At 50.8% G+C, this 22,464-nt stretch carries 22 protein-coding genes; 4 read left to right on the plus strand and 18 right to left on the minus strand.

Features of this window, described 5'->3' with window-relative positions; genetic code table 11:
* Positions 1-31: 31 nt before the first annotated feature.
* The 16 genes from ACRJJO_RS05375 to ACRJJO_RS05450 form a co-directional block, all read right to left on the minus strand.
* On the minus strand, positions 32-820 hold the full coding sequence (locus tag ACRJJO_RS05375; protein ID WP_431064869.1) for a hypothetical protein: 789 nt from the start codon (positions 818-820) through the stop codon (positions 32-34).
* Positions 817-1,674: a DUF2092 domain-containing protein gene (locus ACRJJO_RS05380; RefSeq protein ID WP_431064870.1), complete on the minus strand. Its 858-nt coding sequence runs from the start codon at positions 1,672-1,674 to the stop codon at positions 817-819. The genes ACRJJO_RS05375 and ACRJJO_RS05380 overlap by 4 nt, the downstream gene beginning before the upstream one ends.
* 85 nt (positions 1,675-1,759) lie before the next feature.
* Entirely contained in the window at positions 1,760-4,207 is a 2,448-nt protein-coding gene (locus ACRJJO_RS05385; RefSeq protein WP_431064871.1) for a mechanosensitive ion channel domain-containing protein, read from the minus strand.
* 48 nt (positions 4,208-4,255) lie between these two features.
* Complete coding sequence (locus ACRJJO_RS05390) at positions 4,256-4,729, minus strand: glycine zipper family protein (protein ID WP_431064872.1); 474 nt, start codon at positions 4,727-4,729, stop codon at positions 4,256-4,258.
* A 64-nt stretch (positions 4,730-4,793) separates the two neighbouring features.
* Positions 4,794-5,498: a DUF3313 domain-containing protein gene (locus ACRJJO_RS05395; protein ID WP_431064873.1), complete on the minus strand. Its 705-nt coding sequence runs from the start codon at positions 5,496-5,498 to the stop codon at positions 4,794-4,796.
* A gap of 245 nt (positions 5,499-5,743) precedes the next feature.
* Positions 5,744-6,307 carry a YSC84-related protein gene (locus ACRJJO_RS05400; RefSeq protein WP_431064874.1) on the minus strand — a complete coding sequence of 188 codons (564 nt, stop codon included), beginning with the start codon at positions 6,305-6,307 and terminating at the stop codon, positions 5,744-5,746.
* Between the two features lie 57 nt (positions 6,308-6,364).
* A complete protein-coding gene (locus ACRJJO_RS05405; RefSeq protein WP_431064875.1) occupies positions 6,365-8,620 on the minus strand; it encodes a tetratricopeptide repeat protein in 2,256 nt (751 codons plus the stop codon).
* A 45-nt stretch (positions 8,621-8,665) separates the two neighbouring features.
* Entirely contained in the window at positions 8,666-9,448 is a 783-nt protein-coding gene (locus ACRJJO_RS05410) for a hypothetical protein (RefSeq protein WP_431064876.1), read from the minus strand.
* Between the two features lie 67 nt (positions 9,449-9,515).
* Positions 9,516-9,875 (minus strand): STAS/SEC14 domain-containing protein, encoded by a 360-nt coding sequence (locus tag ACRJJO_RS05415; RefSeq protein ID WP_431064877.1) that lies wholly within the window; start codon positions 9,873-9,875, stop codon positions 9,516-9,518.
* Between the two features lie 3 nt (positions 9,876-9,878).
* Positions 9,879-10,397, minus strand: coding sequence for a hypothetical protein (locus tag ACRJJO_RS05420; RefSeq protein ID WP_431064878.1), 519 nt, complete (start codon positions 10,395-10,397; stop codon positions 9,879-9,881).
* A gap of 67 nt (positions 10,398-10,464) precedes the next feature.
* A complete protein-coding gene (locus tag ACRJJO_RS05425) occupies positions 10,465-12,849 on the minus strand; it encodes an arylsulfatase (protein WP_431064879.1) in 2,385 nt (794 codons plus the stop codon).
* Between the two features lie 52 nt (positions 12,850-12,901).
* Positions 12,902-13,672, minus strand: coding sequence for a DUF3313 family protein (locus ACRJJO_RS05430; protein ID WP_431064880.1), 771 nt, complete (start codon positions 13,670-13,672; stop codon positions 12,902-12,904).
* 86 nt (positions 13,673-13,758) lie between these two features.
* Positions 13,759-14,208 (minus strand): cysteine rich repeat-containing protein, encoded by a 450-nt coding sequence (locus tag ACRJJO_RS05435; RefSeq protein WP_431064881.1) that lies wholly within the window; start codon positions 14,206-14,208, stop codon positions 13,759-13,761.
* An 82-nt stretch (positions 14,209-14,290) separates the two neighbouring features.
* Positions 14,291-14,620: an antibiotic biosynthesis monooxygenase gene (locus tag ACRJJO_RS05440; RefSeq protein WP_125220496.1), complete on the minus strand. Its 330-nt coding sequence runs from the start codon at positions 14,618-14,620 to the stop codon at positions 14,291-14,293.
* 267 nt (positions 14,621-14,887) lie between these two features.
* Positions 14,888-15,010, minus strand: coding sequence for a phosphoethanolamine transferase domain-containing protein (locus ACRJJO_RS05445; protein WP_431064936.1), 123 nt, complete (start codon positions 15,008-15,010; stop codon positions 14,888-14,890).
* A gap of 110 nt (positions 15,011-15,120) precedes the next feature.
* A complete protein-coding gene (locus tag ACRJJO_RS05450; protein WP_431064882.1) occupies positions 15,121-15,354 on the minus strand; it encodes a hypothetical protein in 234 nt (77 codons plus the stop codon).
* Between the two features lie 381 nt (positions 15,355-15,735).
* On the opposite strand from ACRJJO_RS05450, the gene ACRJJO_RS05455 reads away from it, so the two are divergent.
* The 4 genes from ACRJJO_RS05455 (at position 15,736) to ACRJJO_RS05470 (ending at position 21,168) form a co-directional block, all read left to right on the plus strand.
* Entirely contained in the window at positions 15,736-16,824 is a 1,089-nt protein-coding gene (locus ACRJJO_RS05455) for a hypothetical protein (RefSeq protein ID WP_431064883.1), read from the plus strand.
* A 416-nt stretch (positions 16,825-17,240) separates the two neighbouring features.
* Positions 17,241-18,254, plus strand: coding sequence for a DUF1214 domain-containing protein (locus ACRJJO_RS05460; protein WP_431064884.1), 1,014 nt, complete (start codon positions 17,241-17,243; stop codon positions 18,252-18,254).
* 301 nt (positions 18,255-18,555) lie between these two features.
* Positions 18,556-19,911 (plus strand): DUF1254 domain-containing protein, encoded by a 1,356-nt coding sequence (locus ACRJJO_RS05465; protein WP_431064885.1) that lies wholly within the window; start codon positions 18,556-18,558, stop codon positions 19,909-19,911.
* Between the two features lie 219 nt (positions 19,912-20,130).
* Positions 20,131-21,168: a hypothetical protein gene (locus tag ACRJJO_RS05470; protein WP_431064886.1), complete on the plus strand. Its 1,038-nt coding sequence runs from the start codon at positions 20,131-20,133 to the stop codon at positions 21,166-21,168.
* Here the strand turns inward: ACRJJO_RS05470 and ACRJJO_RS05475 are convergent.
* Together ACRJJO_RS05475 and ACRJJO_RS05480 are read right to left on the minus strand one after the other, a co-directional pair.
* The gene (locus tag ACRJJO_RS05475; protein ID WP_431064887.1) at positions 21,097-21,567 is read right to left on the minus strand and encodes an IS110 family transposase; all 471 of its coding nucleotides are present in this window, start codon (positions 21,565-21,567) and stop codon (positions 21,097-21,099) included. The genes ACRJJO_RS05470 and ACRJJO_RS05475 overlap by 72 nt on opposite strands.
* 118 nt (positions 21,568-21,685) lie before the next feature.
* Positions 21,686-22,462, minus strand: coding sequence for a carbonic anhydrase family protein (locus ACRJJO_RS05480; protein ID WP_431064888.1), 777 nt, complete (start codon positions 22,460-22,462; stop codon positions 21,686-21,688).
* Positions 22,463-22,464 lie beyond the last annotated feature (2 nt).

A 22,464-nucleotide genomic window follows, 5' to 3' on the forward strand; every position in this document is an offset into this window, starting at 1 on the left:
GCCGTGTTGCGCCCAAAAAGCCGGGTTGATCTTAGTATGGCGGCGCTACCGGCATATAAATAACGCCGTTATTACCGTAAGCTTGGGTATACCAAGAAGCCCCGCATTGATAATAGGTTACGCCATTGACCACCGTCGTATTGGGCGTACAGGGCAGGCCGGTCGAAGCTGTAGGCGGAGGTGCCGAATAGTCGACTGTTGTAGACGGGGCTGTCGTTGTCGCGGATGATGAGTCTCCGGCCGCGTATCCCGCCATGGCACCCACCGCAGCTGCACCGAGCGCCACGGCGGCGACTTCGCCGTCGTCCCAATGGTTATCGTCGTAATAGCCTTGTGGCGGCGGATAGTAAGCCCCTGCCGGCGGTCGATAACCCGGAGGGTAAGCGCCTTGATAGGACTGCGCGGTTTGTTGACGATCTTGGGTTCGACTTGTAGCGCCTTGTTGACGGGTCTCGACGTTTTCATTCGAGTATTGCTGGCGCTGACTTTGGCTGTCCAGCTTGTAATCCTGGCGTTGTGCCTGATTTTCGGTTGAGCTGCCTTGACGGCTTTGCTGGGTCGACGCCCTGTTCGTTGAAGCCGTCTGCGCGGTCTGCGAGCGGCTAGACGTTCTAGATGCGGATGCCGCAGAACTTCCGGACCTCGTCGAACCGTATCGGCCCGCACCGGAGGAGAAACTGCCGCTCGCAGCGGCGCCGCTTCGAGAATAACCACCACCGCCTCCACTCAGGCCACGCGCGGTTGCTTCATCGATGATTCCCAACGAAATCACGATAATCGCTATAAAAGCTGTTGCGACTGTTTTGATTTTAGTGTTCATTGTTTTCCTCCACTTTCTTCCGGACGTATCGAATCCTCAAGTGCAATTTTGTTTAATTCCGCAGCAAAGGCGATTTTCCTCATGCCATCGGTCGGGTTGAACGTAAACAGGGAGTCTTGGATTTCTGGCATCAGGTTCCAATCGAAAAACTGCGCTCTGAATGACGGATGCCCCTCTTCGTTCTTATAGCTTAAGACGATACGGAGCGGCAGAGGTCGAGCGCCTTCCGCAATCCAGACCTGATAATCCACCGTTCCGGTGCGTCCCGCCAAATGATGGGTCGGCGTTCCATCGACAACGGTTTTCTCGACATAATCGAGCGCCAGAGTCCGACGTTCCAGCTCTTCGGGCAGCCGGCTCACCAAGAGCATCGCCAACGGCAATCGCATGCCAAGATCTCTCAGGAAATACATGACGGCCTCATCGATGCCGCCCGGTTTGACAATTTGCGCATAGACATTGTGAGTCGGGCTGGACGTTGTAATATCATTCCCGTCATACTGAACAAGATGCCGCTCGCCGTCGCTGTGTTCGATTTCGACGCGCAGTCCGTTCGGTCTTCTGACGACGATCCTACGGTTTTCACCGAACTCGATCATCTGCCCCGACTCCTGGAGAACTTCGTAGCTGCTCTCGAGATTCACGCTGAAACTCGGGCTTTTCGCCAGAAATTCAGCCATGTTCATCAGCAAATCTTTGGCTTGCGCCGGTTCTACTGCCGGTTGAGAAACAGCGGCCAAAGCGGATATGGAATTCGTAGCCGTCATTGGCCTATTTTCGGCACAACCGATCGATGCGGCCATTCCAACCGCACACAGCATGCCGGTTAACCCCGGTTGTATTTTAGTTTTCATAAGCCACCTCCTTTGGGTGATTGCGTCGAAATGTAATTGTTCATGGCTTACCTCCTCATTATGTTCTTTGGATGAAGAGAGCGGTCTAAGCTGAACCGATCGACTCAGGTTCATTCCGCCCTGTCGACAGCCCTTTTAGATTGAGTGGTGTTTCGATCTCTGCCGATACAAACTCGACTTTGATCGGATTTTTGCTATCAACATGCACGTCACGCTGCGGAAATGCGATCTCGATGCCTCGCTCACCAAATAGATTGACGATTCGATGACGGATATCGCTCATGATGCGGCGACGATTGATTTGTTTTAGATTCCCGACCCAAAAATCCAAGGTCAGATTGAGCGTATTGTCGCCAAACCCTTCCAGATAGACTTCGGGAGCTGGCGCGTTCAACACCAAGCCGTGCTCTACAGCCGCTTGCTCAAGCAACTGAAGCGCATCACGCACCGGCGAACCATAGGCGACACCGACCGTAACCGTGCAGCGAATAGACTGGTCCGAGAGTGTCCAATTGGTGACGCTCTTATCCAAAAAACTACTATTCGGAATCAGCATGTCGATACCGTCGAAACGATGGACCTGGCAACAACGGCCGCCGATATGGGTGATCTTGCCGCTAATGCCTTCTACATCGACGATATCGCCCAGCTTGACGGGTTGTTCCACCAACAGAATCAAACCGCTTATAAAGTTGCTGATGATGTTTTGGGCTCCGAAACCGACACCGATCGCCAGTGCGCCGCCAAAGAACGTGAAAACGGTGAGCGGTATGTGTACTCTGACCAGAGCAAAAACGAGGATAGCGATGACAGCAATTAACGTGAACAGTCTGAACCCCAACAAAATGGCGCTTTCATGTCCGGGGAGTCTGTTCGACAAGGACTGAAGACCTCTGTCAGAAATTTTTCCGATCAGCCATAAGCCAAATGCCAAGATGAAAAGTATGCGTACGATCTTGCCGACTGTCACGCTGCGACGATTGATGATCTCACGGCCTTCCACGACAATTTTATCTTCGACCGTGAACAGTTCGAAATCCCAGATAAGGACGGCTACGTCACCGGCATTCTTATAGACTTTAGTAACTCGGTCACTGACAGTCGCGTTTTTATAACGCATTTCCATCGATTGTTTAAAACTTAAGAGAGTGGATTCAAGGTTGTCGGCTTCCGCGACCAGACGCCTGTACATTCCATCGTGCCGCCAAAAAGCGAGTCGCTCTCGTTCGCCCAATTCCCGATCGCCGAATTCGGGTTTCCAGTCGATAAGCTTTTTTTCTTGATTGTCCAAACGGCGACGCGCCGCATCAAGACCCGAAAGTAGAAATTTACGCCATAACTTTATTTGATCGTAACCATGTTCGATTTGGGCCAAAGCATCCTCGAGCGTTTTCAAGTCTGGATTGTTTTCGACCTGATATCGAAGCTCCCAGATATGACGGTGCGCGAGCAGTATTCTATCCAGTAAACGCAAGAGCTTGATGATGGAACTCGATACCTCGGATTCGATCATTTGAGTTTTTAACTCATTCTGTAAGAGTTCGAGCTTCTTCTGTTGCTGTTCTGCCGCTTCCGGAAGCAGACTACTGGAAAATGTCTGAGCTTCTTGCAATCGATCGCGCGTTTGTCGCCATTGCTCATCGAGTATCCGTCCGATTTCAATGGCTTTCTGGATCTCCTTGCCCACTTCTTGCTGACGTTGCGTCAACGCGGCGAGTTTGGCATCACGATCCTGGTCGGTTAGAGGGGATGCCGAACTCGCGACCCTGACTTGTCGTTGCAAGAGCTCCTTTTCAGTGTCCCGAAGCCTAACGATTTCATTTCGAAGCTCATTCTCGGTATCGAGTAACGCAACCCGTGCTTGCTCATGAACGTTTTGCATTTCAACCAGGTCCTGCTTCCATTGCAAGCGATTGACCGAGGCCGATTCGGCCTTATCGAGCTGTTCCTGCGCCTTTCTCAACGCCTGTTCGGAATTCTTAAAAGAATCTCGTCTCGATTCAAGCAGATTGTCATACAGTGCTTGTTCAATACGAACGGTTTCGAGTTCGCGCTCCTTGGCACGCAGTTGGTTCCACAAATCGTCAACGAAATCGATGGTATAGGGTCCCGGTTCGGCAAAATTCAGCCACGCTTTCGACTTCGCCTCGATATCCTGCCGAGCGACCCGCACAGTCTTAAGTTTATTCAATGCATCGAGATGACTGTCATAGCTGTTGACAATCAGATTGAGCACTCGTCTATACTCGGCCCATTCGTCAGCCTCCGCTTCGGGAGGCGCTCCCGAACCGTCGCCAGGCAACGCAGACAGCCTATTTTGGACTTGAACTCGCCTCGACTGCACGGCGGTGATGCGCTCGTCTATCGAGTCAAGAGCCTTTTCCTTAACTTCCGTATCGTCGGCTAAGACGGTCATGGGCATCAAGATAATCAGCAGAACGACAAAACGCGAAGACATCTTCAGCTGGCTCAATAAGCCTTGAATACTGCTCTGATTAAAAATTCGCCGTTTTGTCGATATCGGATCGTTCATTGACTCAACCGAGTGGTGTATCAAGCTTTGCAATCAAGGCCGGCTCGATCAATTGACCGAATAGCCGAGCGCTTCCAGGCAGGACTTCATGGCTCGATTGTAATTGTCGAGCCCCGGCGGGGGGGCGGATGCGGCTTGCCGTTGACTGTCACGTTCCAGAAATCCGCGCTTCATCGCGCCTCCAACGGCACCAATAGCCGCACCCTTGCCAGCATCACCGGCAATCGCACCGATGGCTGCGCCTGCCGCAGCCCCTCGCGCCCCTCCCCTAAGCGTTTCTCTGGAGGCGCTACCAAAGCTTGGGCCGGAACTTTGAGCAGGCGGGTTGCTGGGATCGTAGCCGGATTGCTGCACCGACCAACCGTGGCAGTTATATTGATCCTGTTGCTGCTGTTGCGGATTTTGTCCCATTTTTGGGTAAATCATCAGATTTCCCTGTGCCCATACTGTCGGCGATACGATTACCCCGCCCATAACACAGGCGATGATGGCCTGCATAAATTTACTACTTGATCTATTCATTTTTGTATCCCTTATGTTTTGTTATTATTTGAATAATTGAAGCCGGTAAAAAGGCGCGTCAATTTCATTGCACGGACGGCATCGCACCGCAATTCGCCAAGCGGTATGCTAAGCGCTCCGCCCAATAATCGAAAGACCGTGTCACATCATCCCATTCTTGAGTGACGCCTTCGTAGGACTTCTTTCCGACTCTACGATCGACAGCCGCGGCAATCCGTTCTCCGGTCATTGCATCGGTGATATCCGCTTCGGCACCGGCCCTGCCGACAAAAGTCGCTGTTCCGGTGGCCACTTCTTTAATTGTCGACATGACCAATAACTGCGGCACGAACGAGGAGACTGTATCCAATGCGACCCATGAGCCCTCCGCCTCAGTGATCGCCGTTCTGATTCTTATCGTTCCGGGTTCGGGGTTTCGAACGATTCGATAATGTTTGCCCAACTCGTCAACCAATGAGCCATGCATGTGATTGACTAAGACCTGTCTTTCTGCGGGCGGCATTTCGGCCAAATCTTTGTTTCCGCTGACCCAAATTTGGACTGGCTCGATCAAGACCTTGTCATAGTCATGACAAGTGCTCTGATAAGACGGATTGATATAAATCTTAAGCGCCTCGCCTTCTTTTCCTTCCCCGAGCATCGAATAATCCCCTAAAAAACCGGCGGGTTCGACGTCTCTTGCTTGTTTGGTCGGCGCACACCCCAGCATCGGGAGGACCAGAATCAAGCCGAAAACCCCCAATTTTTTTCTTTTGTTATCGTTTCTCATTTCATTAGTCTCCTGATTTGTAACTGTTGTTTCCAATATATGTGTAAGGATTTCTCCGACGCCTTACCTAACGTTCATGAAAGCCCTGGCCATCGCCCTGGCAAATGAAAGTACGCGGCTCGCTCCTTCCCAAGCAGAGCTTGGGAAGGAGCGAAAAGGAGCCAAATCCGCAAACTTTCACAGTAAGTTGTAAGATGAGCGCTGCCCATTGTGTTGCTTTGGAATAAAGTCGATCTTCTATTGGTTTAGGGATTTATTCGGGTAATCTTGGAACCTTGCAACCCCAAGCCGGCCATCAAGCCTCTTTGCCCGAATACCACTGCATAAACATCGTCTCGAAGTGTCATCGTCGTCATCGTTTTGGCCATTCCCTCATCCAGAACGACAACGCTCGGGCCAACCCCGATTTCAAATCCCGCACTGCTGTCGAGATGAGCCAACGCGGCATCGTTCATGAAAAACAAGGCATAATCGAACGATTGCACCCCGGCCTGTAAACCGTAAGATCCGGCTACCATTCTGTAATAACCGACCGTTCTGCCGCCTTTTCGCATCGCTCCTTTTCCGTATTGCGCGCCGCCGATGAATCCGGCTTTTACTACATTCGGAAACACCAATACGCCTTTTGCTCGCGCCGCCAATTGCCGAAAGTTGGGTGATTGTTGGTAAAGCGTTGCGAGAGCCGCATTGACATCTTGGTCAATTTGCCCAGCGGACGAAGATGACCTTGATGCACCACCGCCGGCCTGGCAGCCAGCCAAGATCGATACCGTGATGAGTATTAAGCAGGGTAATAAAAGAGTTTTCATGGGCATTCTCTGTGTTGATGGATGAGTTTTCTTAATCGAATTGTGTGAGTTCACGATTCACTCCTTTGACAAATGTTCATTCAGTAAAATCAACGAAGGATCATGGGGTAACCGCTTCAGAGCGGACTCGACAAACTCGCGGGCCTCCTTGTTATTACCCGCACTGGAAAGAGCCAGAGCATAGACATAGCTGAACTGCGGCGCACCGGGATCGAGATCAACCGCTTGTTTCAACGAAGTCAAGGCCTCCGTAAGATTCTTGTTCCGTGCCTGCAACAGCCCCAGGCTGTGATGAAGCACTGCCGATTTCGGCGCATGATTCAAACCTTCTCGAAGCACTTTTTCGCCGTCGCCATCGCGCTTGATTCGGCGTAGCAGATCGGCGAGATTGATATAAGCCGGTACCCAGTTCGAATCGAGTTGCAAGGCTTCCCGGTAGGCCCGCTCGGCGGAATCGGTCTCGTCTCGAACCGAATAAAAATTGCCTAGATTGACTTGTGCCGCCGGGTCGTCCGCATTCAAGCGCAACGCGCTAAGATATTCATTCATGGCTTGCCTAAATTCGGCTCTTTCATGAGATGGAATACTTTGCTCTGAAGTACCAGCGAGAGCCGATGCGGCAAGCGCTCGCACTGTTCGCACCGGATCGCGCAAGAGCTGATGCGCAATCGGCCAGCGCTGCTCAGGCGTCAATTGGGACAAGGCTTCGAGCGCCGAACTACGCAGCAACGGTTCAGGATCATTTAACGCTTCCGTTAAAAGCAGGAACATTTCGGAGCTTAACCTAGTGCCAAGCTCCGCAACCGCGGTGGCCCGCGCGATTGTCGGTTGATTGTTGTCTTTCAGCAACGCGGTTAATCGCGCATTGGTATCGTTTGCACCGGATTGCGCGGCATGCAGCGTTTCGGCAAAATTTTGGTACCCCTTCGGATCATGTCCGTAGCGCTGCCGGACGATATCGGACGCCCAACGGGACGTTTGATCGCTATGGCAAGCATTGCAGGCATTCGGCGTGCCGATTTGTTCCGACAAGTCCGGACGCGGAATTCTAAAACCATGATCGTGGCGCACATCGACGACCATATAGGTCTTGGCCGGCATGTGGCAGTCGACGCACCGCGAACCTGGAGCGCCGAGTTCATGAAAATGATGACGCTCGTTGTCGAATTGTTCGGCTGCATGGCATTGCAAACAAACGCCATTGCCCTCCGCGCGCAGTTTCAGCGAGTGAGGTTCGTGGCAATCGCTGCAAGTCACGCCGTATCGGTACATCTTGCTTTGCAGGAACGAACCGTATTCATAGACTTCACCGTCGATCTGACCGTCGGCGTGGTACAAACTCTCTTGCAGCAACGAGGGCAGATGCGAATCCATCAGCGAGCCGTAGCGGTAATCGGCGAAGAACTGCGCGCGTCGAGAATGGCAGCGGGCGCAAACCTGGACCTCTTTATCCACACTGCGCGGCACATTGCGATGAGCATTCCCCGACTCAGGATCGATCGTCCATCGGCTCCCGAGACGTTCATCCAACTGAACGATCAAGCCCTTGGTTTCGGCATCGATACGCTCGAAACCGGGCTTGCGTTCGACCCAGGCGACATGGCGCGAGGCAGGACCGTGACAAGCCTCGCAGGATACATCGATCTCCGACCAAACGGTATGATAACTGCGGGTGTCAGGATCGTAATTTTTCTGCAGGTTGGTCGAATGGCACTCTGCGCACATGAAATTCCAATTCTGCGCACGCTTCGTCCAATGCAGTTCGTCGGTATGAACGGTGGATTCGTCCGGATACAGATGAAACCAGCGCTGACCGCCCTCTTCTATTGAACGGCTGTCCCAGGCGATCGAAATTGCCTGGAACCGCCCGCCCGGCAGTTCAATCAGGTACTGCTGCAGCGGAAAAAAGCCGAAGGCATACTTGATCTCGAAGTCGGCCAATCGGCCGTCCGGCCCGTCGGTGTTCATCCAAAAACGGCCATCACGGCGAAAGAATCGCGAGACAATACCGTCCTTGCTGAATTCAGTGTCGTCAAAATTACCTAGTACCGTGCCGCTTGCCGCTTCCTGCATCGCCAGATCATGATGCGAACCCCTCCATAGGCGATCCTGTTCGGCATGACACTCGGCGCAAACGCTCCTGCCGACAAATTCAGGACCGGACAAGACCATCGCTTTCGATGACGCCACATCGCCATTCGACGATGACAGATGGACGGATGTCCTGACAAAGATCACCGCCACGCCGATAATCAGCAACACTGCCGCTGCCGCGAACAGCGACTTATGATACGGTCTGACCGGAGCCGACATGTCACGGATTCCTGCGATCTATCGACCGCTTGGCGACCTTCCGATTCATTTCATGTCTTCCCTAAGATCCATTAGAACCCGATCCACCGAGTCGACGCGGATCAAACCGGCACGGGGATATTCGATGTCCAGTATCACATAGACCGTAATCGACATGATCACGGTGAAGCCTATCGCATGGACCCAATTGCGGTCCTGATTGCTGCCGGTCACGTAACCCGCCAACAGCGAACTCATCAACGCTAAGACAAACAGCATCATAAAAATGATCATTGGCGGATGCATGAACCGCGATGTCGAATCACGGTATTCAGCGATATCGAACATTTGATTCAAGGCCGCCAGCAGCAGCGTCGTTGCCGGAACCGATCCCATCGTTTCACAAGCTTTGACCGCCCGCGACCAGATTAGCGTTTGCAGACCCCCGGTTCTTTCCAACTCGGCTTCTGCCGCTTCGAGATCGGGAAGCAAACGATACACTTCGATACGCGAATCGAGATAGTTTCTAAACAAGCTTTTCAGAGCCGGTTGGCTTTCAGCCGATAACAAATCCAGACGAAGATAGGCGGTGCCAATCGCATTCGCCTCTTCCATGACCAACTCCCGGCGATGATCCAATCGAGAAGAAGCGCCATGAAAAGTGAAGGCGATTAGTAGCCCCATTAGCCCGAACACCGCGCCGTCCAATAAGCCGGACGAAGACTTGTCTCCTTTGTATTCTACCGTCGATGATGTGAATCCCATTCGCCTGCCGATCACAAAAACGAGCAACATACCCATGAATAAGGCGAGCGAACACAATAAGTTGAGATAAGTGAAGACGATCATTCAACTCTCCACCGCGGAAACACCGAAAATGACGGTCTTTTTCCTTGATATGTAGGATCAGAACGATTCAGGCGCGCAACCATAACTCGGCCTCCTTCAAAGAGGAAGGTGCAAAAAATTCAATTTCGGTGGCGCGCAAGCCCTTGCCGACGTACATCAAAAGCCGCTCTTTCCAGCGCTCCTCGGCTACGATCGCAATCTTGACGATCTCGTTTCCATGCTCCAGCAAAAAATCATCCTCGCCCCACTCCTCCGATTTTTCCCAACCCTCGAAGTCTTCGACAATGACCAATACCTTCGGATAGAAACCGCGTTCGATAAAATCAAGAGCCATGTCTTGCAGGGCTTTCTGATCGGCCAGGCGCATGATCTCTCGAATATGAACGGTTATCAGATCGCCATCGATTTTTGTTATTTCGTGAGACATCGCTTAATTCTCCTTCCCCGTAATATTTGGCGATTCAGTCACAAGCCGGCGGAGACGTCCCTTTCCCAGGCAACGGTCGAGTCCGGCGTAGAGGTGGTAACTCAAAAACATCAAACCGATAACGATGACTTTGGCTAGCATGATGTTGCGATCCTTATGCTCCCAGACATAGATGACGGATTGACCGAACATGCCGACCTCACGGTAAGCATGAAAAAGTTTTTCAATGAACAAGACTATGAACGTAACCAGCATATAAACCAACGCCTTATACAAAGCAGCTATTCCCAATGGGTGGCTTGCGTCGAAACGGTTTCCGGCAGGCGTCTTATCGAGAATGATCACGAGTTTTGCGACGATAAGCGCGCTGACGACCGCCGTTGAAAGAGCGTGAACTTCGATGAGATAGTCAGCCAGCAATAACTTTTTCAATGTCAACATGACAACGAAACACAAGAAAAAATAGAGGGTAACCAAACCCACCTCCTTAATCTCTTGTTTCAGCGTCGATAGTAATTTCATGTTTTGCTCCTTTAAACGATTGAAAAAGATTGCTTCATTTCCATCTCATTCGATTTCAAAAAACGCCTCAGTTCACCTGAACCATGACTTTCGGGATATGTCCGGTAAAACGAGATTTTGCTTCCGATCCGATCGTTTCGACGACGGGGGTTGCCAAATCGATGCCGACATCGGCAGTTTCATCCGCCGAGAAAATCATCGGCTGAGTGCGTTCGATGCGCCCTTCACCGACTTTCTCGTCATTCACGAACAGAGTACCCAGTCCGCCTTTGCCCAAACCGCCGCCGTCGTAGGCAAACTCGAAGCGAACCGTCGATTTGCCCGGTTTGAGCTTTTGGTTCGAAGCGATCGTGAAACGCTGCAGTCCCAGGAAGTTGTAGTCGTAAGCCGGCACGCCGTCCTTGACGTACAATGCCCAGCCGCCGAAACGGCCGCCTTGCACGAGAATGGCGCCGTTGGCTCCGCTTTGCGGCACTTCGATGTCGGCAATAATGGTCTTGGACTTGTTTTTGATATTCAAAAACACATTTTCCGACATACCGGTCATGCCCTCGGCCAATGTTATCGAGGTACGTCCGCCCATGAGATCGGGACGGCCGACCAATTCCGCGTTCACGCGCTCAAGCACCCGGTCGTCGATCGGCAGCGCATGATTCTTCTCGGCCTCGGCGATGAATCGCTTCTGCAACTCGGCCAATTTGTCCGGATGGGCCTCCGCCAGGTCGTTCACGAGACTGAAATCGCTACGGGTATCGTACAGTTCCCAGATATCCTCGACGAGCGGGCGGCGTGGCTCGCGTTCCCAAGGTGCCCTATGGATGGTTCTGGCGAACCAGCCGTCGTGATACATGGCGCGGTTGCCGAACATCTCGAAATATTGGCTGACGTGCCGATCCTTCGCACTGGCGTCATCGAAACTGTAAATCATGCTGACCCCGTCCATCGGGCGCTGCGTCACGCCATTGACTATTTTGGGTTCCGGCAGGCCGGCGGCCTCGAGGATGGTCGGCGCAACGTCGATCACATGATGGAACTGAGTACGCAACCCGCCTTTGGACTTGATGCCTTTCGGCCAACGGATAGCCATACTGACCTTGGTGCCGCCGTGATCGGAGGCGACTTGCTTGGTCCACTGATAAGGGGTATCGAAGGCCACTGCCCAGCCGGCCGCCATGTGCGGATAGGTTTCGGGGCCGCCCCATTTATCCAGAAATTTGAGCATATCCGGCACCGTTTCCTGCACGCTGTTGAAATATGTCATCTCGCTGAACATGCCGTTGCGGCCGCCCTCGGCGCTGGTGCCGTTGTCGCCGTACACGAAAATGACCAGAGTGTTGTCGCTCTGTCCGGTTTCTTCGATGGCTTTGACTACGCGACCGATTTCATGGTCGGTCATTTCGACGAAAGCGGCGAACACCTCGGCTTGGCGCGTGAACAAGCGTTTCTCGTCGTCCGACAGCGTCTCCCAGTCCGGAATGGCCTCGGGCTTGGGTGCCAGTACGGTACCTTCGGGCACGATGCCGCTGGCGATTTGGCGAGCCAAAATCTCTTCTCTCAACTTGTCCCAACCCTGATCGAATTTACCCTTCCAGCGGGCTATCCATTCTTGCGGTACATGATGCGGCGCGTGCACGGCACCCGGCGCATAGTAGGTAAAGAACGGTTTGTCCGGCGTCAGAGCATTCTGATACTTGATCCAGGCAACCGCTTGGTCGGTCATGTCGGTCAAGAAGTGATAATTGGGATCGTCGGGCAGTTCGACCTGATGAACGCCGTCATAGATGAACGGCGCCCACTGGTTGGTCTCTCCGCCCAGAAATCCGTAAAACTTGTCGAAACCCTGCCGGGTCGGCCAGCGGTCGAACGGACCGGAAATACTCGCTTCCCAAGCTGCCAATTCATGCCACTTGCCGAAGGCGCCGGTACTGTAACCGTTCAGACGCAACATTTCTGCGAGCGGTGCGACTTCGTTCGGGATCTGTCCGGTGTTGCCGGGAAAGGCGGTGCCGGTCTCGATGATGGCACCCATGTTATTGACGTGATGATTGCGCCCGCTTTTCAAGGCAGTGCGGGTCGGGGAGCAAACTGCGGTGGTGTGAAAATTATTGTATTTCAAACCTTCATTGGCGATTTGGTCGAAGGTAGGCGTGCCGACAGGGCCGCCGAAACTGCTCGCACCGGCAAAGCCGAGGTCGTCGATCAATACCAAAAGTACATTCGGCGCGCCTTCCGGGGGCTTGACTTCGAAGCGGGGCGGAGGCACGGCATTGCGAACGTCCAACTCTTTGTAAATAGGCCGTTTCGGTTCGGGAATCGGCAACACCGTTCGATCTGCGCCGTTAACTGTCGACAATTCGGTTTGAGTCGCGGTCGAATTTTTGGAAAGAGATAATTCATTACAGCCGGCGATTAACAATGTTAGAACGGCTATCGTTATTTCATGTTTTTTCATGGGTATATCCTAATTTCATGGGTATATACTAATTTCATGGTGCGGTATGCGTTTAAAAAGGTCTCAACGTAAACGGCGTGGAGTCGGTCACCGACTCGCCCGGTTTCCGATTCGCGATTTTCACGAACTGTTCCGCCCAGCGGTCCATAATTCCCTTCGCAGGACCGTACCAAGTCAAGCGCGTCAAATCTAGAGGGCCTGTATCCTGCATGTCGCGGTCGGCAAACGTCGCGACCACCTCGCCGGTCTGCATGTCGCGCAGACGGCCTTCGAAAGCGGCGCGGCGCTGATTGATGACTCCGGCCGCCGTTCCGCCCCCCATTTGCAGCCAGCCGAGTGCGTGAAGCACAGGCTGTGAGGGATCGATTTGTATCAAAGCGAGTTCAAGCCGTAGCGCCGGTTGACTGTGTTGACTCGCATGCTCGATGAGTCGGAAACGACTGCGAGGATATTCTCTGAATTGTTTGATTACCCGGCTGCGAAAATACTGCGCCAGTTCTTCGATATCGGCTTTCACATCGCTGATATAGTTTGCCGAACTCAGTTGATGCAACCAGTCCATTTCCTGCATGTATTGTGTATTGACTGGGGCGACGACAATCTCATGATATGCATTCTTGTCGAAACCGGGTTTTATCCATACCTTCTGAAACGGTAAATCGATGCGTTTGATTTGGCGTTCGGGATTTTCGATGAAGCCTGCATCGGGCGCAGGTTCGATGACTAAAGATTTAGCTTGGTTGGTAACGGTCTGAACGCTCGAGCAACCGGTTATCGTTACAGCCAGGAACATGACTAACGAATAAATAATGTAGCTTTTCATAGGCGGTTTAATTTGAGTTATTGTTCTTTTCATAATCATTCAACGAGACACGTTAAAAAGCATTTAGAAGTTACCCTTCAAAAAATTCATTGATTCAATCCAACGTCTTTCAAAGCTTGTTTGCAGCGGGTGCTAACCGACTTTTCGTTGCTGTCGAGACAAGCCAGCAACCGACCTTCACCGACCTCTACATCGGCGCAGTATTTTTCAAGATCATCAGCACATTCCGAGACCGCATAACGAAGCGAAGCGATGGCTCGTTCTAGTTGCGCGGAGGCATCATAGAGGGCGAATTCGCAGCGGCCCGAGAGTTTGTCGCCATGCGCGTAGATGCAAGCCAGCAAACGATTGTCGCCAGCCGTCACGTTTTTACAGTAGGTCTCCAATTCGGTGCTGCAACCTTGCAAAAAGGTCTCAATCGGTCCTTTTTGTGTCGTATCCAACTTAGAGTCTTCTTTTGGATCGTTTGCCGCACAGGCATTGATTGACAAAGCCATCGACAGGGTCATGCTTACAAATAGCAGATTAAATCTCATAGTTTTTTCCTTGTGTTGTTGAATCAATCAATAACGCTTTGCTTTATCATTGACTCGAATTTTATGTCTGAACAAACCAACTTTAATCAGTGCAGTTTCTAACCTTGGCAGCAAATTCGAGCCCGTAAACATCGCTAATGAACCTAAATTCACATTTAGGCGGTTCGGTCGATAGTTCCATCAGTGAAGCCAGTTGACTAAAATGATGAGATGCGATCATGCTGCGCAAGGACTCTTCGGAGTCCCAAGTTTCTTGATAAACTATGCGGCATGGAACAGCAACGGTCTTATAAACCTCGACCGTAATACAGCCGGATTCGGCGCGCGCCTTTTTGGCGAGCACTCGAAGCGCTTCGATCACTGGCCGACTTTTATTGGACGGTATTTTGAGGGTGAGATGGAATTCGATCATAACTCAAATTAACAGCACATTCTGTGCCATTTGAGATAACACTAGTGCCAACCATGTAAATCCTCTACAAAACAGAATCTTAACTAATTGACTGAGCGGGAAGCTAGCTACGCTTAAAAAACCAAAAACACGAAATATCGGAGATTACCCGATATTAACCATCAAAACTTGAAAGTGATCAGCGCTTCGTTGCCTGCACAATGCAAGAAGACTTTATGCCCGAATCAGGCAGCCCATTGAGCAGTACCGCGAGGAATAAAAAAGTGTTCATTTCAGTCTCGAAAAAAAGGTCGCTTGCAGGTTTTTCGAATAAGCAATAGGGGTTCTGTAGAGCCAATAAGACGGCAATACGCCCAGTAATGACAAATAAGGAAACAGTTCGCCGTTAATACTAAAAAGAGAGTTGAGAGTATCAAACTACCGTTAGCCTTATCGTGGCTGCGGCTACGACTGGACCCTGTTTGGACAATTGGCTTCGGCAAGCTGAAGCATCTTGCTAATCAGATAATTTTTTGCTGCCTTCCTGATCGCCATTCCAAAGTAATGGTAAATCGTAGCCGTGTTGGTGTTTCCAGTTTTTTGATAGATTGTTCGGTGACATTTTTTTGCCCAAGCTGCATGCCTGCCATGTCGTCCGAACTGTTGACGAAGAAAAACAGCATAAATGTCAGCACGTTGACCACCATCGGTAGCGGTAGCGCATATAAAAAACAACGAATGATATAGGTATTCATATGCGGTTATTGAAAAATTAATTTAGGCTGTGATCCAGACTGGATTCTAACAGGCTAGGCATATTGGTTAGCATGTCTTAAGCAATAACTTTACTCTGTACAATTGGAATGAGAAGTGTAGTTTGCTGAATCATTCTAAAAAAAGCTATAGTATTAAACAGCTAAGGCGGCGATATAAAATAACTCTGTCAGTATCGAATGCGTGGCTAACGAACGACTCGATTTCAATGCATGCAAGAATGACAGGTTTATTTCATTACAATGCCCAATGATTAGTGCGCAGGAATAAAACATGATCTGCAGCAAAAATTGTCAATAGCTTCCTACCCATCGCTGCTTAATTTACTTGGCTGAACTGCCGTTCTCTTTCCATTAAAAATTATGTTTAAAAAGTCGTTTATCATTCTACTTGTCGCATTAGCTCTATGTGGCTGCCAATCATCATTTGGGCCTGGTGCCTTACAAGCCTCCCACCCGGCTTATAATCAGGTCATTATTCAGTCGTTGAATGAGCAAATGCTGCTTAATTTAGTCAGGCTGAAGTATCGTGACAAAGCTTATTTCCTTAAAGTAGGTAGTGTTACGGCGTCCATGGCTTTTGATGGCAGCGTCGGCATCGATACGGAATTGAATTTAGCACCTGGTGGTAATATTGTGAAACCCAATCTGGGTATTAGTTATTCAGACAGGCCGACGATCTCCTTCCAACCCTTGGATGGTGAGGATTTTCTGAAAAGCGTGTTGTCTTCTATTTCATTCGATGCATTGCTAGTCATGACGCAATCTGGTTGGAGTATAGAACGGGTTTTTGGCTTATGTGTTGAACGCATTAATAATGTCTACAACGCACCTACTGCTTCTGGGCCGAGCCCGGCAATTGAGCCAGAATTCAGAGACTTCAAGCGTGCAATGCAATTAATTCGCGAACTACAACTCACACATGAAGTTGAAATCGGACCGGACGAACATAACGATTTACACGTTTTGTTTAAAGTCACCGATAAAAATCGAGATAAGGTGCTTGAAGTATCAAGCTTGTTAGAATTCGATTTGCCTAAAGACGGAAATCAATATTTGCGAATTAAACTGGATAACAATTTCCTGCGTATCAACGCCAATGAATTAAAAATACGCCCACGTTCCATTGCTAGTGTGTTGTATTACCTTTCCCAGCAAGTCGATGTTCCCTCTAGTGATATCGATGCTGGCTTAGTCACGGTTACTCGTACACCAAACGGTAAGCCGTTTAACTGGAGCGAAACGCCTGCTGGCGAATTTTTCCATGTTCGATTCAGTGAGGACTTTCCTGAGTCAGCATTTCTGGCTATTCCTTACCGGGGACATTGGTTCTTTATCGCAGATAACGACCTGGAGTCGAAGTCAACTTTTATGCTTCTAACCCAGTTATTCGATCTGCAATCGGGTCAAAGCAAGTATTCTGGACCAACTCTAACTTTGCCTGTACGTTGATGTGCTGTGTAACCTCATGATTCGTCGTGGAATGTTCCCTCGTATAATGAGGGCGTGAGGTTACATTTTATCGTCAATCAAGCCACGGTTCTTTTCTCCGCGTTAGCGGCTTCGTCCAACAAGTGCGTCAACCAGGAAGCTCCTTACATCGCGCCTGTTACGCATGCGTTATGTGGTGCCTCCTCAATTTAGCAGCAAGTTTATTGGAAATATATACCCCGTAGATCAAAATTCGGCACCGGGGGCCCGTCAAAGGACGCCGTGAATACGTCCATGTAGGCTCTATGCCAGCATCCATGCTGGCAAAGCCTTTGCCAGGCACCCCGGTGCCTCCTTAGGCACTGCCGAAATTTCAAGTGCGAAAGGTATAATTCAGTTTTACAACATTAATAGAAACAACTAATAAGGGGATAATTATGAGAATTAAAGATTGGGTTTTTGGTGCGCTAGTGACGTGTGTTTTAACCTCAGCTACAAGCGTGTGGGCCAGCGAAAAGGTTACAGTCGATAATTTCGTGCGCGCCGAGACCGACATGACGATGCGCCGCTACGAGGCACTGGGAGCGTTCGGCAAGATGTTTCATCTCCGAGCACCAACACCGCTGGATCGACAGGATGTCATCCGGATGAACCGAGATACGCTCTATTCCTTTGGGATATTCGACCTGACCGAACCGGTCACGATCACCATACCGGAAACCGATCGTTGGCTTTCAATGATGCTGGTTAGCCAAGATCATTCTATTCCACCCGCCATCTATACCGCGGGTCCGCACACGATAACGCAAGAAATGATAGGCACCCGTTACGTTACCGTAATTTTTCGAACGCTGGTCAATGCGAACGATACTGCCGACATCAAGCAAGCAAATGTCGTTCAAGATCAAATCAAGGTTGAGCAGAAAAATATCGGATCACTGGAGGTCCCGGACTGGGAAGAGGCGTCATTGACCAAGGTTCGAGACGCGATCAATGTCCTCGGATCAACGCTCACGGATGGGTCGGACATGCTGGGCATCAAGAGCGAACTGCCGCCGATCCATCACCTGATCGGAACGGCGATGGGTTGGGGCGGAAATCCAAAGCACGACGCCAGTTACATCAACGGGGTTCCCGCCCAGAACGACGGCAAAGCCAACTACGCGGTGACCATGAGGGAGGTCCCGGTCGATGGCTTCTGGTCGATTACGGTCTACAACAAGATGGGCTTCATGGAGCCGAACGACCTCGGCGTCAATTCCATCAACAACCTGACAGCCACGCCGAACCCCGAAGGCGGAGTCACTGTCCACTTCGGCGGTTGCGATGACGGCCGCGTGAATTGCATCCCGATCACCGAAGGTTGGAACTACATCGTGCGGTTGTATCAGCCCCGCCAGGCTTTTTTCGACAAGACCTGGACGTTTCCTGATCCGAATCCTGTGAAATAGATCTGAAATATACGGCTGTCAAAGCACCACATAACAAAGCAAATAATTTGACCGCTTTACGCTGCGCTCCAAGCGGCAAATTATTGCGGCGTTGGGCGGTCTGACCGAGAGCGACCCTGTATCTATTGTCAATGCAAGTAAGCCTAAAGGAGAGACAAATGAAAAAATCAAGACACGTACTTCTATGTGGCGCTTTATGCAGCGGCCTCGCTGCAGGGTTGCTAAGCGGCTGCGCGACGACCTCGCCCCCCCCGGTCGAGGCCTTGACGGTGTCGTGAGGAACGGCACGGTTGAGACACGCGTGGGCGAGCTCACCTTCGAGAACGGCTACCCGAGTCGTGAATCGGTGGAGCATCTTTTCGATGCGATGGACTTCCAGCGTGCAACGCAGGCCTACATCTGGGCTCTGCCGATCGTTGCCATGGCCGAGTGGCAGCAAGTGCACGAGAAGCAGTTCGGCGCGAAGGATCGCGAGATCGTCGTCTACGAGAGCACCGAAGAAAAACTGGGTATCCTCACCGCCAACGCAACGACGCCGTATGTGATCGCCTTCAACGATCTCAGTCGCTCAGGTCCGATCATGATCGAGGTGCCGGCGGGGCCAACCGGAGGTTTGGTGAACGATTTCTGGCAGCGTCCGGTCGTCGACCTTGGGCTTGCGGGGCCGGACAAGGGGAAGGGCGGCAAGTATCTCATTCTCGGCCCCGGGCAAGAAAAACCAGAGGGCATTGCTGCCGATTACGTCTACGAGAGCGGAACCATGAACATCCTTCTCGGGACCCGCATCCTCACGCCTGATCCGAATGAGTACAAGAGACTGCTCGAATCGTTCTTGGTCTATCCGGCATCGAATCCTGACGAAGTGCAACAGTATGCCAAGGCCAAGGACGAGTGGTTTCAGTATCAACCGCGTGGCTTGAAATACTGGGAGCAACTCCACGCCATCTATCAGCGCGAGCCTGTGGCCGAGCGCGATCGCTTCATGCTGGCTTCACTGCGTTCCCTCGGGATCGAGAAGGGCAAGCCGTTCAAGCCCGATGCTCGTCAGAAGGCGATCTTGGAAGAGGCCGCTCTGGTTGGTGAGGCCATGGCCCAAGCCAACAGTTTCGAGTCACGATTTCCCGGCGTGAAATACCGGGGCGACGCGGATTGGGAGTACGTGATCTTTCTCGAGCCGAGCCAGCGCGTGGGCGAACACGAGCAACTCGACGAGCGCGCCGCCTACACCTACGAGGCCGTGACGACCTCTGCGGGCATGACCACGAAGACGCCGGGCGTAGGACAGGCCTACTTGGGCGGCTACCGTGATAGCGATGGTGATTGGCTGGACGGCAGTAAGGACTACAAGCTAACGATTCCGCCGAATGCACCGATGAAGCAGTTCTGGTCCATCACGCTCTACAGCCAGGCGACCCGTACCCTCATCGACAACGGCACCGGCCGCGCCGACCGCTCGTCCCGCCATGACCTGGTGAAGAACGCAGATGGCTCCGTGAACCTTTACTTCGGCCCGGGTGAGGCGCCGAAAGGCATGGAGAACAACTTCGTCAAGACCAACGACGGAGAGGGATTCTTTGTCTATCTGCGGCTCTATGCCCCAACCGAACCCTATTTCGAGAGGTCATGGAAACTGTCGGATATTGAGAAGATCAAATAGGAGAAGGCTTTACCATTTGGGGCAAACGGACCGGAATGGAAACTTCGGTTTGTGCTTACTTTTTTGTTTCCAAAGAAATAGGCTCAGGATTTTTTCATTAAAGAAAGTTTTCAAGAATATGGGAAGGGGTATGGTGAGCAGTCTCTGGCAGAAACGTACTTATGCCTTACCGCCGAGCGGGTATACGCTGTATAGGAGTGCTTAGATGGGTGTGTCTATATGAAACGAAATCTTAGTCTGGTTTTCTTGCTTCTTTTTCTGTGCCCGGTTCTTCTTTCAGCTCAGACGGCGGAACCCGTGCTTGAGACAGTACCAAGCAGACCTGACAGTGATGCGGGGGCTACGCAGGTTTCAGTCGGCTTGTGGCTGATTGATATCGACAGCATTAACAGTGCCCAGCAAAATTTTGTGGTTAATGTTTATATGGTATTGCAATGGCATGATTCAAGGCTTGCCCATGGAAGAAAAGACACCAAACGTTATAAAACGATAGATGTTTGGACCCCCAGGGTACAGATCGCAAATGAGATCGGGATTGTTCGCTCGACCATGGCTCAGGTTGTCGATGTCGCCGGCGACGGGACAGTGACTTACCGCCAACGTTATGTGGGTCCCTTATCGCAAGCTTTAAGAGTCCATGAATTTCCGTTTGATAAACATTCATTTCGCATCCATCTTGTGTCGATGAATAGCGGGGTCGATGATGTGCAATTTGTTCCCAAGGCGGATATTGTCAGCAAGGGATTGCCTTATGCTGCGGGGATCTCGAAAGACATCAGCCTTCCGGATTGGACTGTGGAGAGCTTCCAAACGAGTTCCGCACCTTACGTCATCAATGAATTCCTGCAAGCACCGGGATATGCTTTTGACTTCAAAGCCAAGCGGGATTCAGAATATTATCTTTGGAAAGTCTTGGTACCTTTAGGCATGATTGTAGCTATGTCTTGGATAGCTTTTTGGATTGATCCCAAGGAACTCGGGGTCAATGTCTCTGCGGTTATGACTTCCATGCTGACATTAGTTGCTTATCGATTTACCGTCGAAAACTATATCCCCAAAGTGGGTTATCTGACCCGCATGGACAAGTTCATGCTTTGGTCAAGCGCTATGGTTTTTTTAAGCATGATGCATGTCGCAATTAATTCGATTTTGGTGGAAAAAGGACGGCGCGATATCGCGGTGAAGCTAGACCGGTGTGCCCGTTTGATCTATCCCGTGATTTTTACTTTGATTACCATCGTTTCGTTGGTGGTTTGAAAAAGAAAAAGTGTCTTCGATATCAAAATACACCTGGGTCATTCCGGATTTGAGCATATGCAAAATGACCTGAGCATTTTTCGGATCATTTTTATCCCAAGAATTATGAAGAGCCTCCCGGGTCTTCGAGAGCGCTACGGACGAGATTAGGCGGGCATTAAACCCTTCCTTTAAAAGATAATGTGCGATGGTTCTGTGATAATTTCCCGTCGCCTCAAGACCTATCATGCATTTTGAGTTCCAAGGATGCAGAAAAGCTACCAAAGCTTCATAGTCATCGTGTCGGTTAAATACTTTCATCTTCCTTCTTGAGCCATTTGGGAGCTCAACCAACACATCATTTTTGATCTTTGCGATGTCAATAGCTACGTATAAAATTGACTTAGATATTGGATTCATCGACGCGATACTTTGATATTTCTATTTGACTCGGATTAATAGGTATCGAGTGAGTAAGTGATGTTTTCGAGCAATTTGGTTGGGATAGCTTCAGATGACTGCGGTTCATGAATGTTTGTCATTCGATTGTTCTGCCGTGTTTTTGTTGGATGTGCCGCGCATTGTTGCCTTCGATACGATTGATCGTCGCTATCTGCTCGGGGGATGCTTCGATGATGTGTTTCAGCACGAACCAGTTGACCGATTCGGTATAGGGTGGCGTGGTCAACGAGCCTTTGTAGTAATAGAAGTTATTGAATTCTCTGTTGATATTTTCCATGAACAAATCCTTTAGATGAACCGAGTCGTGCTTGATGTAAGTCGTCTCGTGTTCATGATCGGGAATGCTGTCCAATACTTCCTGAATGAACGCATTTTTCTTGCCCATCTTGAACAGCACGCCAATGACCAGGTAGTGCGGTATGTCTGTCTTATCAAGCGGCGGCGCGTAATTAACGATATGCATTTCCATCGGAAACGTTACGCCGTCGAGCAAATGCTCGGAAGGCGTATGAAAATGCAGTTGTCGAAACGTATAGATTTTGCCATCGCTTTCAATTGTGCTACCCGGTATGAAATCGATCTGAACGGTATGTCCGAGGTTTTCGACTGCGCGTAAGTGATCCTGAAAGTGCAGCGTGATGCGATGCCGACTACTTTCGCCGACTTCGGCGGTCAAAATGTTGATCGGAGATTGGATATGTCCGTGACTGAGGCCCGGCAGCGCATAGTAGGTTTTTTCACGAGCTTCGGTACAGTCGGTCGTAGTCGGATGACTGCCGGTAGCGCAGGCGCTTGCCAATAAAATAATTGCCGCTCCCAGTGATAGTTTCAATGGCTGTTTTAGTAAGGGCATGG

Origin of the sequence: Methylotuvimicrobium sp., from assembly GCF_050611805.1 — a bacterium.
Classification (GTDB): domain Bacteria; phylum Pseudomonadota; class Gammaproteobacteria; order Methylococcales; family Methylomonadaceae; genus Methylotuvimicrobium.

Excerpts from the sequence above, each read along its gene's own strand:
- ACRJJO_RS05395 (WP_431064873.1), bottom strand. The coding sequence starts at position 5,498 with ATGAGAAACGATAACAAAAGAAAAAAATTGGGGGTTTTCGGCTTGATT.
- ACRJJO_RS05405 (WP_431064875.1), bottom strand. The coding sequence starts at position 8,620 with ATGTCGGCTCCGGTCAGACCGTATCATAAGTCGCTGTTCGCGGCAGCG.
- ACRJJO_RS05385 (WP_431064871.1), bottom strand. The coding sequence starts at position 4,207 with ATGAACGATCCGATATCGACAAAACGGCGAATTTTTAATCAGAGCAGT.
- ACRJJO_RS05420 (WP_431064878.1), bottom strand. The coding sequence starts at position 10,397 with ATGAAATTACTATCGACGCTGAAACAAGAGATTAAGGAGGTGGGTTTG.
- ACRJJO_RS05425 (WP_431064879.1), bottom strand. The coding sequence starts at position 12,849 with ATGAAAAAACATGAAATAACGATAGCCGTTCTAACATTGTTAATCGCC.
- ACRJJO_RS05375 (WP_431064869.1), bottom strand. The coding sequence starts at position 820 with ATGAACACTAAAATCAAAACAGTCGCAACAGCTTTTATAGCGATTATC.
- ACRJJO_RS05415 (WP_431064877.1), bottom strand. The coding sequence starts at position 9,875 with ATGTCTCACGAAATAACAAAAATCGATGGCGATCTGATAACCGTTCAT.
- ACRJJO_RS05480 (WP_431064888.1), bottom strand. The coding sequence starts at position 22,462 with ATGCCCTTACTAAAACAGCCATTGAAACTATCACTGGGAGCGGCAATT.
- ACRJJO_RS05400 (WP_431064874.1), bottom strand. The coding sequence starts at position 6,307 with ATGAAAACTCTTTTATTACCCTGCTTAATACTCATCACGGTATCGATC.
- ACRJJO_RS05440 (WP_125220496.1), bottom strand. The coding sequence starts at position 14,620 with ATGATCGAATTCCATCTCACCCTCAAAATACCGTCCAATAAAAGTCGG.
- ACRJJO_RS05435 (WP_431064881.1), bottom strand. The coding sequence starts at position 14,208 with ATGAGATTTAATCTGCTATTTGTAAGCATGACCCTGTCGATGGCTTTG.
- ACRJJO_RS05410 (WP_431064876.1), bottom strand. The coding sequence starts at position 9,448 with ATGATCGTCTTCACTTATCTCAACTTATTGTGTTCGCTCGCCTTATTC.
- ACRJJO_RS05380 (WP_431064870.1), bottom strand. The coding sequence starts at position 1,674 with ATGAAAACTAAAATACAACCGGGGTTAACCGGCATGCTGTGTGCGGTT.
- ACRJJO_RS05430 (WP_431064880.1), bottom strand. The coding sequence starts at position 13,672 with ATGAAAAGCTACATTATTTATTCGTTAGTCATGTTCCTGGCTGTAACG.
- ACRJJO_RS05460 (WP_431064884.1), top strand. The coding sequence starts at position 17,241 with ATGAGAATTAAAGATTGGGTTTTTGGTGCGCTAGTGACGTGTGTTTTA.
- ACRJJO_RS05475 (WP_431064887.1), bottom strand. The coding sequence starts at position 21,567 with ATGAATCCAATATCTAAGTCAATTTTATACGTAGCTATTGACATCGCA.
- ACRJJO_RS05390 (WP_431064872.1), bottom strand. The coding sequence starts at position 4,729 with ATGAATAGATCAAGTAGTAAATTTATGCAGGCCATCATCGCCTGTGTT.
- ACRJJO_RS05450 (WP_431064882.1), bottom strand. The coding sequence starts at position 15,354 with ATGAATACCTATATCATTCGTTGTTTTTTATATGCGCTACCGCTACCG.
- ACRJJO_RS05470 (WP_431064886.1), top strand. The coding sequence starts at position 20,131 with ATGAAACGAAATCTTAGTCTGGTTTTCTTGCTTCTTTTTCTGTGCCCG.
- ACRJJO_RS05455 (WP_431064883.1), top strand. The coding sequence starts at position 15,736 with ATGTTTAAAAAGTCGTTTATCATTCTACTTGTCGCATTAGCTCTATGT.